This is a genomic window from Aquiflexum sp. TKW24L, assembly GCF_023502205.1.
Classification (GTDB): domain Bacteria; phylum Bacteroidota; class Bacteroidia; order Cytophagales; family Cyclobacteriaceae; genus Cognataquiflexum.
Genome location: NZ_JAMFLG010000002.1, coordinates 1 through 17,516 on the forward strand (window position 1 = coordinate 1; position 17,516 = coordinate 17,516).

A 17,516-nucleotide genomic window follows, 5' to 3' on the forward strand; every position below is an offset into this window, starting at 1 on the left:
TAGAGGTTTGGAAGTGAAATAATGACCGATGACGGATGCTTTGGGGTAGTGGGGAAAATTGGGAATGTCTTAAGTCTTGAATCTTATGTCTTGGGTCTCAAATCTCATGTCTCACATCTCATATCTAAATAAAAAAACTAAACCAAAAATAAAATACAGTGAAAAAGTTACTTGTTTTGGCATTTGCCATATTTCCATTGTTTGCATTTGCCCAAGAAGGAGGCATAGGATTAAGGCTAGGGGAACCCTTTTCAATCACATACAAAACCTTTATAGATGATAATATTTCTCTGGAAGGCATGATAGGAAGAGGCGGTCCCAACAGCGGCCAATACTATCAGCGGGATTTTGACAACAACAGGCCAAGCCCAAATGCTTTTTATTTGGGACACAGCACCTCCAACTCTTGGTCAATCAATTTCAGGGGAGCTTATCATGAAGATTTCACTTCAGATTTTAATATAGGAGCAGGTTACCTGTTAGGTTATGTAGGAGCAGGTGTTCAACTCCGGTCCATATTGGTCGATTACGCTTATACCGATACTTCCATTTCTCCTATAGCCCTTCGTGAAACGAGAAGAAACATGGATTTCGGCCCTGAAGTCTTCACTGGTGCTGAGTATTATTTTGATGAAGCTCCGATCAGTGTTTTTGGAGAAATAGGTTTCTTCATGGAATTATTAGACCGATTCGGCCACTTCAGATTGCAGGGAGCCATTGGGGTAAGGTATTTGTTTTGATTACTTTCTTATTGACATGAAGAGGTTTTTGGAAATCAGGTAATTTTGCAAAAGGATACACCCACATATGAAAAAAAAGATTATTCTCATTTCCATCATATTGTTGGCAGCAGCAGGTTTGATTTTATTCAATGGGATGGGAGGTTTTAACGAAGTGCAGTTGGAAGTTATTGACACTGATAAAATTGATTTATTGGGCAGACATTTTAAAGGAATCCCTCAGGATGAAAAGCTTGGGAAGGCCTTTCAAGAAATGGAGAAAATCAAAAATGCCACTCCGGGGTCAACGTTGCATACCATTTATTTTGCAGAACCTGCCGGTAAATTGGATACAATGGAGGTTTTTGTTGGTCTGGAATCCCAATGGATGGATAAAAAAATCGATTTTGATCAGGTCTCCTACTCAGGAGAAAAAGCAATTGTCGCTAGTATCAAAGCCCACCGTTTTGTGATGCCGAGTCCTTTAAAAATCAAAAACAAAATCATCGATTTTGCGCAACAAAATGGCTTGCCCGAACCTGACATATTCATAGATCAGATTATCGGACTTGATGAGGTCAAAGTCATCGGAATAACAAGCAAAAAGTCAGATTGACCAAAAACTTTTCTTGGCAGTGAAATTCTAAACAACCAAATAAAATAGTCTCCGTCTTAGTTTTTAATCCAAAAATTTAAATCAGAATCCTTATGAGAAAATTACTTTCTTTATTGCTATTGGGAGCTTTGGCTACCATTTCCGCCTGTATGGGACCTGTAGGACCTCCAGGAATTCCCGGACCACAGGGACAACAAGGTCAACCGGGGATAAATATTGTTGCCGAAGCTTTTCAAATAGATGTGAATTTTACTCCCCAAAACCAATATTTAGTAGAATTTCCATTAAATCCTGCGCTTGTTGAAGGGGATGTTTTGTTAATTTTTATTAGATGGGAAATCTTTAATGGCAATGCCATTTGGAGGGCAATGCCGCAGACTGTATTCCTTGAAGAAGGTGTCCTTGTGTATAATTACGATTTCAGTAGAATTGATTTCAGTGTTTTTCTAGAATCCTCTTTTGATCCAGGAATTCTTTCCCCAAGTTTTACTAGAAACCAAAGGTTCCGAGTTGTAATCGTGCCTGCAGATTTGAGTTCAAGGATCGATTACACTGATTATGAGGCCGTGGTCAAAATGCTTGGTCTCAGCGAGGAGGATTTTGTAAATCTTGAACCGAAAAAATAAAATTTAAAAGCCTCCGCCATGGAGGCTTTTTTTTACTCAAAAATCCAACACTCCCAACAGAACGTAATTAGGGAATCAGAAACAAATACCTCTAGCAATTTGAAACTTTTATTTCAAAAACATATTGAATAAAAGTTCCTGAGCAAAAGACTACCGAAGTTTTCAATTCCTTACCTCCTAATTCAAATTCGGATTCTATATTTGCAGCATGCAATTGAAGAATGATTTATTGATCCGTGCCGCAAAAGGCGAAAAAGTAGAAAGAACACCTGTATGGCTGATGCGTCAGGCTGGAAGGATTCTCCCGGAATACCGTGCGGTCCGGAATAGTGTGAGTGGATTTATTGAACTGGCACAAACTCCAGAATTGGCTGCTGAGGTGACAATACAGCCCGTGGATATCTTGGATGTCGATGCAGCAATTATTTTTTCGGACATTTTGGTGATTCCTGAAGCAATGGGATTGCCTTATGAAATGCAGGAAAAACGAGGACCCTGGTTCCCTGAAACAGTAAAGGATGTCTCTGATTTGAAAAAATTGAGAATTGCAAATGGAGTTGATGACCTCAGCTATGTAATTGAAGCCATTAAAATCACCAAAAAAGCCCTTAATGGTAGGGTTCCATTAATTGGATTTGCAGGAGCACCGTGGACCATTTTTGCCTATATGGTCGAAGGGTCAGGCAGCAAGACTTTCTCGAAGTCTAGGGCCATGCTCTATACCCAACCGGAGTTTTCGCATAAGCTGCTCCAGATGATTACTGACAGCACGATCAATTACCTGAAAGCGCAAATCGCAGCCGGAGCCAATCTGGTACAATTGTTTGATAGTTGGGCAGGAATCTTACCACCAAACCATTACCTTGAATTCTCCCTTCCTTATATCTCCCAAATCTGCAATGCCATCCAAAATGTACCGACCACGGTTTTTGCGAAGGGTGCTTTTTTTGCGAGAAAAGAAATGTCTTTGTTGAATTGCAACACAATCGGTTTGGATTGGAATATGGGAATAGCTGAATCAAGGGAAATGATCGGGCCCAATAAAACCTTGCAGGGAAATTTGGATCCTGCTGCTTTATATGGCAGCGCCAAGGAAGTCGAGGCCGCTACGAGAGAGATGATGGGTCAATTCAAGGGAATTAGGCACATCGCAAACCTCGGGCATGGTGTCTATCCCGATATCGATCCTGAAATGGTAAAGGTGTTTATTCAAACGGTTAAAAATTATTCCTAATTATAAGGAGATTTTATTTACCGCAATGGACACAAAGGTTTCTCAAGGGTCGCAAAGTGGAGATACGACTTGTGGAGGCTGCCGAATTTGAAAAATAAGCACTGAAAGTGCGGAATACCCAAGCGATGGGTGAAGCCCATCGTTATCATGAGGAATGGTTTCATAAAAGCCCTGAAAGGGCGAAAGAAATTGATTTATAATAATCTTGCTTTTACTGAAAAGGACTCAATGGTTTCGCAAAGGGGCGTTAAGGATTTTGAACTTCTATGTTTTTGGCGGAAACCTTAATTCTCTATTTAAACATCCTCGGCCAAAAACCGGAATCGCTGTTCTCGTTTTTTACCCCGAGTTATGTTCCTCACTCGGGGCTGCCGATATTTGACCGCTACGTGGTCGGTCACCGCCGATACCCTTAATTTCTCTCCTTTTCCTCTGCGTCTCCGCGTGAGGTATATTTTTTCCTTTGATTTCAATTCCTATTTGAAGAAAGGAACGACTTCATCCCCCGCACTGATTTTTTCTCCTTGAAGCAAAAGCATATTTTGGCCAAACATCACCTTGTGGTCAAAAGTCCTGAAAGTAGCCAAAGTTTTCAAGGGTTCTTTGCCTTTTTCGGCAGTTTCCTGATTAACGGTGGTCATCAAACAGCGGGCACAGGGTTTGGTGATTTTGAATACCGCATCACCGACCTGAACTTTGTCCCATCCATCATCCTCAAATGGACTACCTCCTGCAAATACCAGGTTTGGCCTGAATCTATTCATAGTCACAGGATGCTCCAATTTAGAATTGAGGCCATCCAAAGAAGCCTGACCGATAAGCAAGTAAGGCATGGCATCCGCAAAACTTACAGATTCATTATTGACCGCATATTTTGACGGCAATTTTCTGGCTGTAGATTCCGGCATGACAACCAAGTCACAAGCCCTTCCTAGGATTTCTGAAAACCATATGCTGACTTTCTGATCCACTATCTGCCCAATGACGGCATCATCCCAAATCCTTACCCATAAAAAATTATCGGATTGGGCTTGAAAAGGAATATGGATGAAGATATTTCTATCATTTTTGTGAAAAACCAAAAGACCTGATTCACCCACCTCAACCTGAAGCAAAGCCATTTCGGGAAATGTTCTTTGTGTCAAAAACATCCCCTCCTTGTCCACCAACATCCATCTCCTGTCATATTGCAAGCCTCTTTCCTCCAGAATGGATTCCTGTAACCTAATCCCCCCAAGTGACTTAATTGGATAAATATAAATGTCCTGTAAATACATCATGCTTCGATTTTAATCTTTTAAACCTGATTTTGAAAGAATTGATTGGGGAAATATTTCTAAATAAATAGCCTATCAACCTCTGAATATTACTTAATTCTAACCAAAGGTATGTTGCAACTTATCTCCACTCTTTAAGTCTATCGGGTATTGATTGGGGGATAAATTTGGTGACAATATTGCGGATGGGGTTTTCATCAGCATTACTCCAAGCATAAAAAGGATTGAAAAATTGGTAAGCCATGGTGTTTTTTGCAGATTGATGGGAGTAAAAAATCCCTGTCCCAATACAAATCAGGAAGACAATTGCCCATTTTTTCCGTTCATGGTCTCTTTTCTTTTTATCAAAAAGTTTCATAATACTAAGATACAGTTTAAGATAAATATTTGCATCTGTTAGAGAAAAAATATCAATTATAACCTTGAAGTCCAATTGAACAGATTTCAGAAATGCGGGTATTCGCAATCCTAGTAATTTGTTTAGTCAAGTCTAAAAGAGAGAAATTTCTAAATAGTTGGACAAGCGAAAAGTATGCTTCATGTCAGAATAACGCCCGAAAAACAGTTCCTTTTTAAGCATATTTGTCTTCCGAAGGACAGACAAATATGAGAGTCTGAATTCACGATTATTGAAGTTTTATCTCACTTTAAACAAAAAGGCAAAAAAAAGCTTACTGCATGGTAATTTGGTATGTTTTGCGATTTAACAACCTAAAAAAATAATTTTTGGATCAATTTTCACATTTTTAATAAAATTGAAAAATTTTAAGTATTCGAAAAATTCAAACGTTTTCGGTTGCGGATTCAATCTATTTTTATTGATTTCATTAACAATTAGTAAAAAATATCATTATTCTATTAACAGGAACTAGTTCAAAAGCCTTCTTTCTCAAATGTTAAAAATTGCAAAATATAATTTAAACCTTCAATTTGGAACAGAAATCAACTTTAAAAACAATTCCGTTTTTTTCAAAACAACAAACCCTATGAGAAATTATTTACAAAAACTAAAGGCGTTCGCCCTGGTTTCAGTACTGATGTTGATCGGTATTGCCTCGGCATTTGCCCAGGGCAGGGAGGTAACAGGAACGGTCCTGGATGCCACTCTTAGAGATCCCCTTCCGGGAGTAACTGTTCTAGTCAAAGGCACCACTCGTGGTACCACTACTGACTTGGACGGAAAATTTAAATTAGAAATACAGCCGGGAGACGCCGCATTGATTTTCTCCTTCGTAGGCTTTGATGCCCAAGAGATCGTAATCGGAAACCAAAGTGTAATCAACATCGAATTGGCTGAGGATATCCAAAGCTTACAGGAAGCTGTCGTCATCGGTTACGGTACACAGGACAAGAAGGAAATCACTTCTGCTGTGACAAGCGTCGGATCCGAGCAATTTAACCGTGGTAACTTCCCTAGCCCAACCCAATTGCTACAAGGTAAAGTAGCCGGTCTATCCGTAACAAGGGCAGGTGGTAACCCCAACTCACAGCCAACTTTGAGGTTGAGAGGTATTTCCTCATTTGGTGCGAATCAGTCTCCCCTTATTGTATTGGATGGAGTAATTGGCGCTTCTATAGATGCTGTCGATCCCAATGACATCGAATCATTTGACGTATTGAAAGATGCATCTGCTTCCGCTATCTATGGTACAAGAGGATCTGCAGGTGTGATTTTGATCACTACCAAAAAAGGTTCTTCCAAAAAAGGAGGTGCCAATGTCACCATCAATACTTTCGGAGCTGTTGAAGTTCCCACCAACCTAATCCCTATCCTTTCTCCGGAAGAATTTGTGGCTAGAGGCGGATTAGATTATGGTTCAAGGACCGATTGGAGAGACCAAGTGACCCAGACTGCATTGAACGGAACTGTCAATGCTTCTGTAACAGGCGGATTTGACAACACCAATTATCTTGCTTCTGTCAACTACCGTAATAACGACGGTATTGTAAAAGGCACCAATAGAGAAACATTGAACACACGTTTCAACTTGAACCATGGTCTTTTGCAAAACAGGTTGAGAATGAACATGAGTTTAGCATATACCCAAACAAGCACCAAAGACGTAAATGGTGAAGCAGTAAGATATGCTACAATTTACAACCCAACTGCTCCAATCTTTGAAAGAGATTTCAATCCTGCAGAAGAAACCGCAGCTGCAAAGGAAACCAGGTTAGCAAATGCAAACAGGGATTTTGGTGGTTATTTCCAAAGACCGTTGTTTGATTATTTCAATCCCGTTGCACTCATCAATCAGCAACAATTCACAAATGACATCAAGAGTGCTATCTACTCTTACAGATTGGAATATGACCTGAGTGATAAGTTTGTTATTGCTACTCAATTCTCTGAAGACAGATTGACGGTGAATTCTACCCAGTTTTTCTCTTACCAGGATTTCAATTCAGGATTTGGACGTAGCGGTTCTGCGGGACAAAATCTGTTCAATAACACAACTAGTATATGGAACGGTACCATCAGATTTCAAGATGAGATTTTTGACAAAATGGATTTCACTTTGTTAGGAGGTGCCGAAACACAGATTTTCAATGCTAACGGATTTAATGCCTCTTCAGCAAGATACCTTTTTGATCAAGGTGCAAATAACCTTGGCGCGGGCGGTTTGAGATTCGGACCGGGAACAGACATGGGTTCTTATGCTGTGAGATCAGTATTGAACTCATTGTTTGGTAGAGCAAACTTCAATTATAACAACACTTACTTCTTCTCCGCTTCTGTGAGAGCTGAAACTTTCTCAGGATTCGGTAAAGACAACCAAACAGGGGTATTCCCTGCTGTAACCGCAGGTGCAGACTTGACCCAGGTTTTGGATATGGGTCCGTTTAGTCAGTTCAAGCCTAGGGCTTCTTTTGGAGTAACGGGTCAATTGCCTCCTTCCCCAACTTTGGCTTTGGGTATTTTTGGAAATGGAAACAGGATTCCATTGAACTTGGCAGAACCTATCAACTCGGTTTTTGTTGGGGTGAATCAATTGCAAAATCCTAATCCTCAGTTGAAGTGGGAAACGATGCAAGAACTCAACTTTGGTTTGGACTATGCTTTGTTGAATGGAAAAATCACCGGTACCATGGATTATTGGACTAGGAATATTTCTGACTTGTTGTTCAATACGCAAGTTCCTGTGGGTGCACCAAATGAATTCGATCCGGGAAACTTCTACACCGCTAACTCTATTTGGGCAAACATTGCTGATTTGTCGAGTGCAGGTTTTGAATTCCTTTTGAATGTCAACAATGTGAAATTGGGTGTAGTGACTTGGAATCCTTCTGCAAACTTCACAATCTACAAAAGAACTACTATTGATAGGATTGGTGTAGGATCCATCAGCTTACCTGAAATCCGTCAGGCAACACCTGGTTCTCCGGGACAAAACAACAACGAAATCGTTTGGAACAGGGTAGGTGAAGAAATAGGTAACTTCTACGGTCCCAAATTCTTGGGCTTGACAGCAAACGGAGAGTATATCCTAAGCACAGAGAGACCTGAAGAATTTGAAAACTTAGGAAACGGTCTTCCGACTGCTGACTTTGGTTTCTCAAACTCATTCATGTACAAAAATTGGGATTTGAATTTCTTGTTAAGAGGAAGTGTAGGTCACTTGATCTATAACTCATTCAGAGGGTTCTATGAAAATGCAGATGCTTCTTCTAACACTTGGAACTCAGTCATTACCAAAAATACCCCAACCAACCCACTTGTGACCTCCACACCAACATTCTCTGACCTTTATCTGGAAAGAGGAGATTTCATCCGGTTAGACAACTTACAATTGGGTTATAACCTTCCTGTTAGATCTGCTTCAATCAGTAATTTTAGATTGTATGCAGGTGTACAAAACCTTTTCACGATCACACAGTTTTCTGGTGTGGATCCTGAGGTAAGATGGACAGATGGTGGAAATCCTTTGGCGCCAGGCATCGAAAGAAGAAATACCTATTTCGTCCCTAGAACTTGGACTGCAGGCTTAACGTTTACTTTAAAATAACATAAACTCAAAATAAATATGTTACGATCAATAAAATCATTATTTGTTGGAGGTCTTATGGCAATTACCATGGGATCGTGCTGGGAGTTGGAACAAGAAGTTCTGACAGGGATAACTCAAGACGATTTGGCAAACAGCACCCGTCCTGAGTTGATTGAAGTACTAAAGCAATCTGCCTATGCTGCAGTAGTTGGCAACTGGGGAGGTCACGGAGGTATGTGGAGTATCAATGAAGTTTCTTCTGACCAATTGGCCATTCCTCAAAAAGGAGCTGACTGGGAAGATGGAGGCATCTGGCTTAGGAACCACAGACATACTTGGGCTGTGGGTGATGGTGCCTACAACGGTGCTTGGCAATACTGCTTTAGAATCGTGGGTGAGTCCAACTTATTGTTGCAGCAATATCCTGATGTAGAGGCTTTAGGAGCTGAATTGAGGATTCTAAGAGCATTGGCTTACCTATGGTTGATCGACAACTTCGGAAATGTACCCATTATTGTGGAAACAGATAGAGGTGGAAACCCTGCTCAGAAAACAAGGGCTGAAGTTTTCGCTTTCATCGAAAGCAGTATCAAAGACAATGTGGAATTACTTCCTAGGACCAATGTGAAGACCAATTTGAATTATTGGACTGCACACATGATTTTGGCCAAGTTATACCTTAATGCAGAAGTGTATTTGAGCGCTACTCCAGGTGTCTTGGATCCTTCTAAAGGAAGATGGGCTGACGCTGAAGCTGCTTTGAATGTAATTATCAATTCAGGTCAGTACAGTTTGACACCAAACTTCTTTCAAAATTTCTCAGCGACGAATGCAAATTCATCTGAGAACATGTTTACCCTTCCTTACGATGCAAACAATGCCGGTGGGTTCAATATTCACCAAATGACTTTCCACTATTCAAGTCAAGCTACATTTAACTTAGTAGATCAGCCTTGGAATGGTTATACCGCATTGGAGGAATTTTACAACAGTTTCGAAGCTGGTGACCAAAGGATTGGTTCATTGAGAGAGGGTATACAAAGATCTTCTACAGGAGTTATTCTTACCGATGCTGCTGCGGAGGCAAATGATCCTGATGGTCCTGTTTTAAATTTCACTCCAAATATCAATCAATTGGCACCAAATGCATTCAGACAGGCGGGAACAAGAATCAACAAATTCGAAATTCCTTTAGGATCTGCCCCTAACTTGAGCAATGATTTCCCCATCTTCAGGTATGGCGATGTCATCCTAATGAAAGCAGAATGTGCTTGGAAACTTGGAAGAACTGGTGATGCCATTGCTTTAGTCAATCAGATCAGGTCAAGATCTTCTGCTCCTGCTTTGACAACTTTAAATGCTGATATCCTATTGGCAGAAAGAGGAAGAGAGTTCTTTGCCGAAGGTCAAAGAAGATCAGATTTGATCAGATTTGGAAGATATACTGCTGCATGGTGGGAGAAGCCAACTTCTCAGGCATTCAGAGCAATTTTTCCGATTCCTCAAAACCAGCTTCAGTCTAATCCTAACTTGAAACAAAACCCAGGATATTAATCCCGATATTTTGATATCAGAATGATAAAAGAAGTGCACGTCCGTGCACTTCTTTTTGATTTAATGGATACCTTCGAATTTGTGAAAAAACCAGTATCCCAAATTAATCCTTTCCTAATGTCATTGGTAATCAGCCGCTTCTTCCTTTTCATTCCCACGCTGCTTTTGTTGTTTTCCTGTTCCAAAAAAGAGGAAGAGACATTGAAACTTTTTGAGTTGATGGGAGAAGATAGGACAGGAATCGACTTCAACAATAACCTGGACTACAATGAAAAATTCAACCCATACCTTTTCAGGAATTTTTACAATGGCGCGGGTGTAGCATTAGGCGATATCAACAACGACGGTTTGGTCGATATTTTTTTGTCAGGCAACCAACATCCTAACAAACTTTACCTCAACAAAGGAAATTTTCAGTTTGAAGATATTACGGACAAAGCAGGATTGGCTGTTCCGGGAATCTGGTCCACAGGTGTAAGCATGGCGGATATCAATGGTGACGGTTGGCTGGATATTTACGTCTGCAAATCCGGGCCCTTGGGCGGATCTCAGCGATACAATGAGCTTTTCATTAATAATGGTGACTTGACTTTTACCGAAAAAGCAAAAGAATACGGCATCGCCGATGAAGGACTTTCACAGCACGCTGTGTTTTTTGATTATGACAAAGACGGTGATCTAGATATGTACCTGCTCAACAATTCCGCCAGGTCAATCGGTATAAACGATCTCCGAATCGGACAAAGGGACATTAGGGATCCTTTTGGAGGAAATAAGCTTTACCGAAATGACAATGGAAAATATACCGATGTCAGCGAATCGGCAGGAATTTATGGTTCAGCCATCGGCTATGGGTTGGGTGTGACAGTGGCTGACCTCAATAAGGATGGTTGGCCGGACTTGTATGTCTCCAATGATTTTTTTGAAAAAGATTACCTCTATATCAACAACGGTGACGGTACATTTACCGAATACCTTGAAAGCATGATGACCGAAATCAGCATGGGATCCATGGGTGCGGACATCGCAGACCTCGACAATGACGGTTGGCAGGATGTATTTGTCACCGAGATGCTTCCTGCTACCATGGCAAGGGTAAAGACGAAAACCCCTTTTGAAGAATGGGACAAGTACCAAGCCAATGTCGCAGGTGGTTATTTCCATCAATTTACCAGGAACACACTGCAAAGAAATTTGGGTTACCTACCCAACAGCAAACAGATCCATTTTTCTGAAGTTGCAAGACAATCCGGCGTGCATGCGACAGATTGGAGTTGGGGAGCTTTGATTTTTGACACAGACAATGACGGACTCAAAGATATTTTTGTAGCGAATGGCATTGTCAAAGACCTGACTGATTTTGATTATGTGGATTATTATGTCAACAACCAAGACCTGATCTCCCAATTCAAGCGTGATAGTATCCTCTTGACAAAGATGATTGACGAGTTTCCTTCCAACCCTCAGATGAATTTTCTGTTTCATAATGAGGGTGATTTTAAGTTTAAAAATATAGCTGCAGAATCAGGGATGGAGCAATTGACTTTTTCGACAGGTGCGGCCTATGCTGACTTGGACAATGATGGCGATTTAGATCTTGTGGTCAATAACCTAAACGGCGAGGTGTCAGTCTTTAAAAACAACAGCCGTGAGATCAACAAAAACCATTACCTCCAATTGGACCTAAAAGGCCAATTTGGAACCCAAGTGACAGTTTATGCAGGAAATCAAATGTTTTTTGCAGAGCACAATCCTGTCAAAGGATACATGTCTTCAGTGGACCATAGACTACATTTTGGTCTTGGACAAGTGACAAAATTAGATTCTGTAATCGTCCTTTGGCCAAATGGGAAAACAACAAAATTAACCGATGTTTTACCAGATCAGTTGCTTTCCTTGGATCCATCCTCGGCCACTGAAGATCGGAAATCTATCCAACCGGAATTCACAAGAACTCTCCAACCTTCCTCTGTCAAACTTCCCTGGAAACATCAGGAAAGTGATTACATAGATTTTGACAGGGATAGGCTGCGGTTTCACATGATCTCTAATGAAGGCCCAAAAATGACTGTCGGAGACATCAATGAAGATGGGCTCGATGACCTTTTTCTTCCCGGTGCAAAAGGACAGGCCTCCGCTATATTTATCCAAAGGGCTTCGGGAGACTTTCAAATCCACCAAACATTTGAGGCCGATTCAATCGCTGAAGATGTTGACGGATTGTTTTTTGATGCTGATGGAGATGGAGACTTGGACCTCTATGTGGTAAGTGGAAGCTTGGAATTCAGTGCCTATAATATGAATTACCTCGATAGGCTTTACCTCAATGACGGACGTGGTAATTTCGCCAAGATGGGGGAAAGACTTCCAATGGTTTTTCAAAGCACTTCTTTCGCCAAGGCTTTTGACCATAATGGAGATGGGAAAATGGACCTTTTGATTGGAGCAAGGACAGTACCTTTTGCCTATGGTGTACCGGGTGATGTGACCTTGTTGGAAAATCAGGGCAATGCAGTGTTTGTGGATAAAACAATGGAGTTGGCTCCTGAATTCAAGAATATTGGAATGACAAGAGATGCCTGGATAGGCGATTTGGATGGAGACGGGATATCCGAAATTTTGATTGCCGGTGAATGGATGCCTCTTAAAGTCTTTAAAAAAACCAATGGAAAATATGCCGATGTTTCCGCTGCCTTTGGATTTGACAACACCGGAGGGCTGTGGAATACCCTCCACGTAGTAGATGTGAATGGAGATGGATTTCCGGATATTCTGGCAGGAAACTCGGGATTGAATACAAGACTTCAAGCCACCGCTGAAAAACCACTTCAAATGCACGTCAACGACTTTGACCAAAACGGAAGCATCGAACAAATCCTGACACAATATGAAGGAGACATCACTTATCCCTTGGTTTTGAAATCCACGCTGATCAAGCAATTACCGGCTTTACGGAAGCAATTATTGACTTATGATTCTTATAAAAACAAAAGACTGGAAGATCTATTTCCGCAGGAAATTTTGTCCCGAAATATGGTCATGGATGTACATACCTTGGAAACGTGCCTGTTTATCAATCAGGGAAATGGTACATTTGCAAAAGCCAAACTGCCCTTTCCCGTGCAAAGTAGCCCTGTCTATGCCATTCATTCTTTCAAGGATGAGTTGGGAAAAATCAATCTACTCTTCGGGGGAAACCAAAGCCGGATCAAACCTGAGTTGGGAATCAACATGGGCAGTTTCGGATGGCATCTAACCGGGACCACAGAAAAAGACCTTCGTGTGATTCCTGCCAACCAATCGGGATTCTTCGTCAGAGGAGAAATCAGGGATATCAAAAGCATCAAAACTTCCAAAGGAATTCGGATTGTTGTGAGTAGAAATAATGATGTGCCGGTGGTTTGGGATTTGGTGGGAAGTGGGAAGTAGGAAGTTGGGAAGGATGAAGAGGTTGTCTTGGAAGACTTTCAAAATTACAAGATAACTTCTCCTTGTCATTTCGACGGAGGAGAAATATTTACAGGGATTGAAGCATAAAAAAAAATTGAAAGAAATGATTAGAGTATTCATGTTGCTATTCGCTTTGGGTTTGGTGGTTTCATGCCAAACTAAATCAGAATATGATTTGGTAAAAGAAAGGGAACTTGCCTCCGGAAAGGTTGTGGAAGACCTTTTTCTGGATATCAAGTTTGGGATGGGAAGAAAGGAGTTTTTTGGCACCTGTTGGGAACACAATAAAAATGGAGTTTTGGTCAATGGCGACCATTACCTTCAGATTCAGTACATTCCAAAATTGGCCTCAGGCAAAAGTGTACAGATGAACTTTTACCCTGATTTTGAAAATGATAAACTGTTTTTCATGCCGATGGAGTTTGGCTATACGCAATGGTTTCCGGGAAATGAGGAACTTTCAAATGAAAATCTGACCATAGATGTCGTTGACCTGATGGAATCTTGGTATGGTGAAGGCTTCTTTGAAGTAGCCAACAAAGACAAATCCATCAGCGCAATGGTCAAAATAGATGGAAACCGTTTGATAAGAGTTTTTAAAAAAAATATCAATACTGTCCGAGTTGAAATCCTCGATCTGCGTGTCAAGGATATCACCGAAATGATAAAAAAAGTAGAAGATGCATCTTAAAAAACCCCTCTTTGTTCCCTTTTTGATTGCTGTGGCCATTGCTTCCTGCAAATCACCCGAACTTGAAAAAAAGGAAACCCTGTTTGAAAAAATAGATTCTTCCGCTTCAGGCGTGACCTTCAGAAATGACCTTCCTTTTGATGAGAAGTTCAACATATTCACCTACCGTAATTTCTACAATGGCGGTGGCGTGGCCTTGGGCGATATCAACAACGATGGACTCATTGATTTGTACCTGACTTCCAACTTGGGAGAAAATAAACTCTACCTGAATGAGGGTGATTTCAAGTTCAAAGATGTGACAGCAACTGCCGGAGTCGCAGGCACACGGGCTTGGAGTACAGGTGTGGCGATGGCAGATGTCAACGGAGATGGGTTTTTGGATATTTACGTCTGCAACTCCGGAGATATCGCAGGAGATTACAAGCAGAATGAGCTTTTTATCAACAATGGAGATGGCACTTTTACTGAAAAAGCCGAAGCATATGGCTTAGCCGATCAGGGATATTCCACCCACGCCGTGTTTTTTGACTATGACAATGATGGAGACCTTGACGTCTATCTGCTCAACAACAGCTATCAATCTATCGGCAGCTTCAACAAGATGCAAAATGAAAGGCCTAAAAGAGATCCTGTCGGCGGCGACAAACTATTCAGAAACGACGGGGAAAAATTCACAGACGTATCAGAAGAAGCAGGAATATATGGAAGCACAATCGGTTTTGGATTGGGAATCACCATCGGAGATGTCAATCAGGACGGTTGGATGGACATTTTCATTTCCAATGATTTCTTTGAAAGGGACTATCTCTATATCAACAATCAGGATGGGACTTTTACTGAAAGCCTGACGACTTACATGCGCGCCATCTCAGCAGCTTCCATGGGTGCGGATATCGCGGATATCAACAATGACGGCCATTTGGATATCTTCGTCACTGAAATGCTCCCCGAGCCCTCAGAACGTCTCAAACAGATCACAACTTTTGAAAGCTACGACAAGTTTCAGTTCAACGTCCAGCATGATTACCATTACCAATACACGAGAAATATGTTCCACATCAACAATGGTGATGGGTCCTTTACAGATATGGGAAGGTTGGCCAATGTGGAAGCGACAGATTGGAGTTGGGCGGCATTGATGTTTGACATGGATAATGACGGCTTGAAGGATATCTTCGTAGCTAACGGTATCTATAAAGACCTGACAGACTTGGATTACCTCAATTTTATCGACAATGATGAAACCAAGAGGAAAATCATCAGCAAAGCGGGAGTGGATTACAAAGCCTTGGTTGATCCGATGCCCATCAATCCTGTCTCCAATTATGCTTTCAAAAACAAAGGTGACCTGGTTTTTGAAAATGTCATCCACGAATGGGGTATGGGCGATCCCATCCATTCCAATGGTTCAGCTTATGGCGATCTCAACAATGATGGAACATTAGATCTAGTCATCAACAATGTCAACAATGAAGTCCTGATTTATAAAAACAGATCTAAGGAACTTGCACCTGAAAATCATTTCCTTAAAATCCAGCTCATTGGAAAAGGCAAAAATACCGCAGCCATCGGCACCCAAGTGAGGTTGGTGGCGGGAGAACAGATTTTTTATCAAGAGCAGATGCCAAACCGAGGGTTTCAATCTTCGGTAGATCCAAGGCTTAATTTTGGATTGGGTGGAATAGACAAACTCGATCAGGTTCAGGTCAGGTGGCCGGATGGCAAAATTACTTTGCTCCAAGATGTGGTCACCGATACAGTTTTGGTATTGAAATGGGAAGATGCAAAAGATGCAGAAGAAGGCTTTAACTTCTTCGAAAAACCTACCGGCCAAATTTTCTCCAAAATCGATCCGAATACCATTTTGGATTTCAAGCATCAGGAAAATCTCATGGTTGATTTTGACAGGGACAGACTGACTTACCATATGCTCTCTACCGAAGGTCCAAAAGCGATTTGGGGAGATGTCAATGGGGATGGTTTGGAAGATTTATTTATTGGTGGTGCTAAAGGCTATGCAGGAAAGCTTTTTATCCAAAATGCAAATGGAAATTTCAGGCCAACAGACCAAAAGGTATTTGAGGCTGATAAATTTTCTGAAGATAGAAACGGGATATTCTTCGATGCCAATGGAGATGGAAACCTTGATTTGGTGGTGGCATCAGGCGGCAATGAATCAGGATTCGGTTCGCCGGATCTGGCGGATAGATTGTACCTGAATGATGGAAAGGGGAATTTTACCAAATCAGAAAACAGCGGACTCCAGTTTCTGACCAATAGTACGGCTGTGATCAGAGCATTGGACATCAATGGCGACGGCGCCTTGGACCTCTTTGCAGGCTCGAGATTGGTACCGTTTGTCTATGGAGTCAATCCCAATTCTTCCATTTTGATCAATGACGGAAAAGGAAACTTCACTGATGGAACTGCCCAATATGCTCCCCAACTGAAAGAGATTGGAATGGTAACCGATGCGGCTGTAATCGACTATGATGGAGATGGAAAGCAAGACTTGGTACTTGTAGGAGAATGGATGGCACCTACATTTTTCAGGAATACTGGCAACAAATTGGAGAAAATCGAAATGCCGGAAATGGATAAGTATAAAGGTTGGTACCAGTCGATTGTGGTTGGTGATTTCAACAATGACGGCAAACCGGATTTTGCTTTGGCCAATCATGGATTAAATACCAGATTCAAAGCCTCAGAAGAAAGCCCGATCAGAATGTATGTCAATGACTTTGATCAAAATGGATCAGTGGAACATGTTTATGTCAAAAAGCAGGGAGAAAAGCACATACCATTCACTTTAAAGCACCAATTGGAAGGACAATTACCAGGCATCAAAAAGAAATACCTCAAATATAGCTCCTTCAATAACCAAACCTTGGAAGATATATTTACCCCCGAGCAATTGGCAAGTTCAGTCATGAAGGAAGTAAATTTCCTAGCATCAGCAGTGATGCTCAATCAGGGCAATGGCAAATTTGAGATGAAACCTTTACCGAGATTCGCTCAGCGTTCATGGATGTACTCGATCTTGGTCGCAGATATTAATGGGGACGGCAATCAGGATTTAATCATGGGAGGAAATCTCCGTGGCGCCAAACCTGAAGTCGGGCAATATGACGGAAGTTATGGAGAAGTGCTGATAGGAAAAGGTAACGGCACATTTGACTATTGGCAAAACAGCGATCATGGGTTGAAACTCGATGGGGAAATCAGGGATATGAAAATCTTGGAGCTAAAAGGGAAAAAGGTCTTGATGGTGGTCAAAAACAATGAACCGGTAGAGTTTTGGGAGATAAAGAAATGAAAGTTGGTCCCGCAAAGACGCAAAGGCGCAAAGATTTAAAGTTC

The 17,516-nt window shown here is 41.3% G+C and carries 11 protein-coding genes; 9 read left to right on the top strand and 2 right to left on the bottom strand.

Annotated features, from left to right (window positions below; all coding sequences use genetic code 11):
* Window positions 1-158: 158 nt before the first annotated feature.
* From M3O96_RS01405 to hemE, 4 genes are all read left to right on the top strand, one after another.
* On the top strand, window positions 159-740 hold the full coding sequence (locus tag M3O96_RS01405) for a hypothetical protein (RefSeq protein ID WP_249718054.1): 582 nt from the start codon (window positions 159-161) through the stop codon (window positions 738-740).
* Between the two features lie 67 nt (window positions 741-807).
* Window positions 808-1,335 (top strand): hypothetical protein, encoded by a 528-nt coding sequence (locus M3O96_RS01410; RefSeq protein ID WP_249718055.1) that lies wholly within the window; start codon window positions 808-810, stop codon window positions 1,333-1,335.
* A 92-nt stretch (window positions 1,336-1,427) separates the two neighbouring features.
* A complete protein-coding gene (locus M3O96_RS01415; protein ID WP_249718057.1) occupies window positions 1,428-1,961 on the top strand; it encodes a hypothetical protein in 534 nt (177 codons plus the stop codon).
* 208 nt (window positions 1,962-2,169) lie between these two features.
* Window positions 2,170-3,195 carry a uroporphyrinogen decarboxylase gene (hemE, locus tag M3O96_RS01420; protein WP_249718058.1) on the top strand — a complete coding sequence of 342 codons (1,026 nt, stop codon included), beginning with the start codon at window positions 2,170-2,172 and terminating at the stop codon, window positions 3,193-3,195.
* Between the two features lie 476 nt (window positions 3,196-3,671).
* Here hemE and M3O96_RS01425 read toward each other — a convergent pair whose 3' ends face one another.
* Both M3O96_RS01425 and M3O96_RS01430 read right to left on the bottom strand, forming a co-directional pair.
* The gene (locus M3O96_RS01425) at window positions 3,672-4,472 is read right to left on the bottom strand and encodes an MOSC domain-containing protein (protein ID WP_249718590.1); all 801 of its coding nucleotides are present in this window, start codon (window positions 4,470-4,472) and stop codon (window positions 3,672-3,674) included.
* 121 nt (window positions 4,473-4,593) lie between these two features.
* The gene (locus M3O96_RS01430; protein WP_249718060.1) at window positions 4,594-4,830 is read right to left on the bottom strand and encodes a hypothetical protein; all 237 of its coding nucleotides are present in this window, start codon (window positions 4,828-4,830) and stop codon (window positions 4,594-4,596) included.
* A 628-nt stretch (window positions 4,831-5,458) separates the two neighbouring features.
* Here M3O96_RS01430 and M3O96_RS01435 point away from each other — a divergent pair.
* From M3O96_RS01435 to M3O96_RS01455, 5 genes are all read left to right on the top strand, one after another.
* Complete coding sequence (locus M3O96_RS01435; protein ID WP_249718061.1) at window positions 5,459-8,476, top strand: SusC/RagA family TonB-linked outer membrane protein; 3,018 nt, start codon at window positions 5,459-5,461, stop codon at window positions 8,474-8,476.
* An 18-nt stretch (window positions 8,477-8,494) separates the two neighbouring features.
* Window positions 8,495-10,012: a RagB/SusD family nutrient uptake outer membrane protein gene (locus M3O96_RS01440; protein ID WP_249718063.1), complete on the top strand. Its 1,518-nt coding sequence runs from the start codon at window positions 8,495-8,497 to the stop codon at window positions 10,010-10,012.
* A gap of 117 nt (window positions 10,013-10,129) precedes the next feature.
* Entirely contained in the window at window positions 10,130-13,441 is a 3,312-nt protein-coding gene (locus M3O96_RS01445) for a VCBS repeat-containing protein (RefSeq protein WP_249718065.1), read from the top strand.
* Between the two features lie 124 nt (window positions 13,442-13,565).
* Window positions 13,566-14,153, top strand: a complete 588-nt coding sequence (locus M3O96_RS01450; RefSeq protein ID WP_249718066.1) for a hypothetical protein — start codon at window positions 13,566-13,568, stop codon at window positions 14,151-14,153.
* Entirely contained in the window at window positions 14,143-17,472 is a 3,330-nt protein-coding gene (locus tag M3O96_RS01455; protein ID WP_249718068.1) for a VCBS repeat-containing protein, read from the top strand. The genes M3O96_RS01450 and M3O96_RS01455 overlap by 11 nt, the downstream gene beginning before the upstream one ends.
* Window positions 17,473-17,516 lie beyond the last annotated feature (44 nt).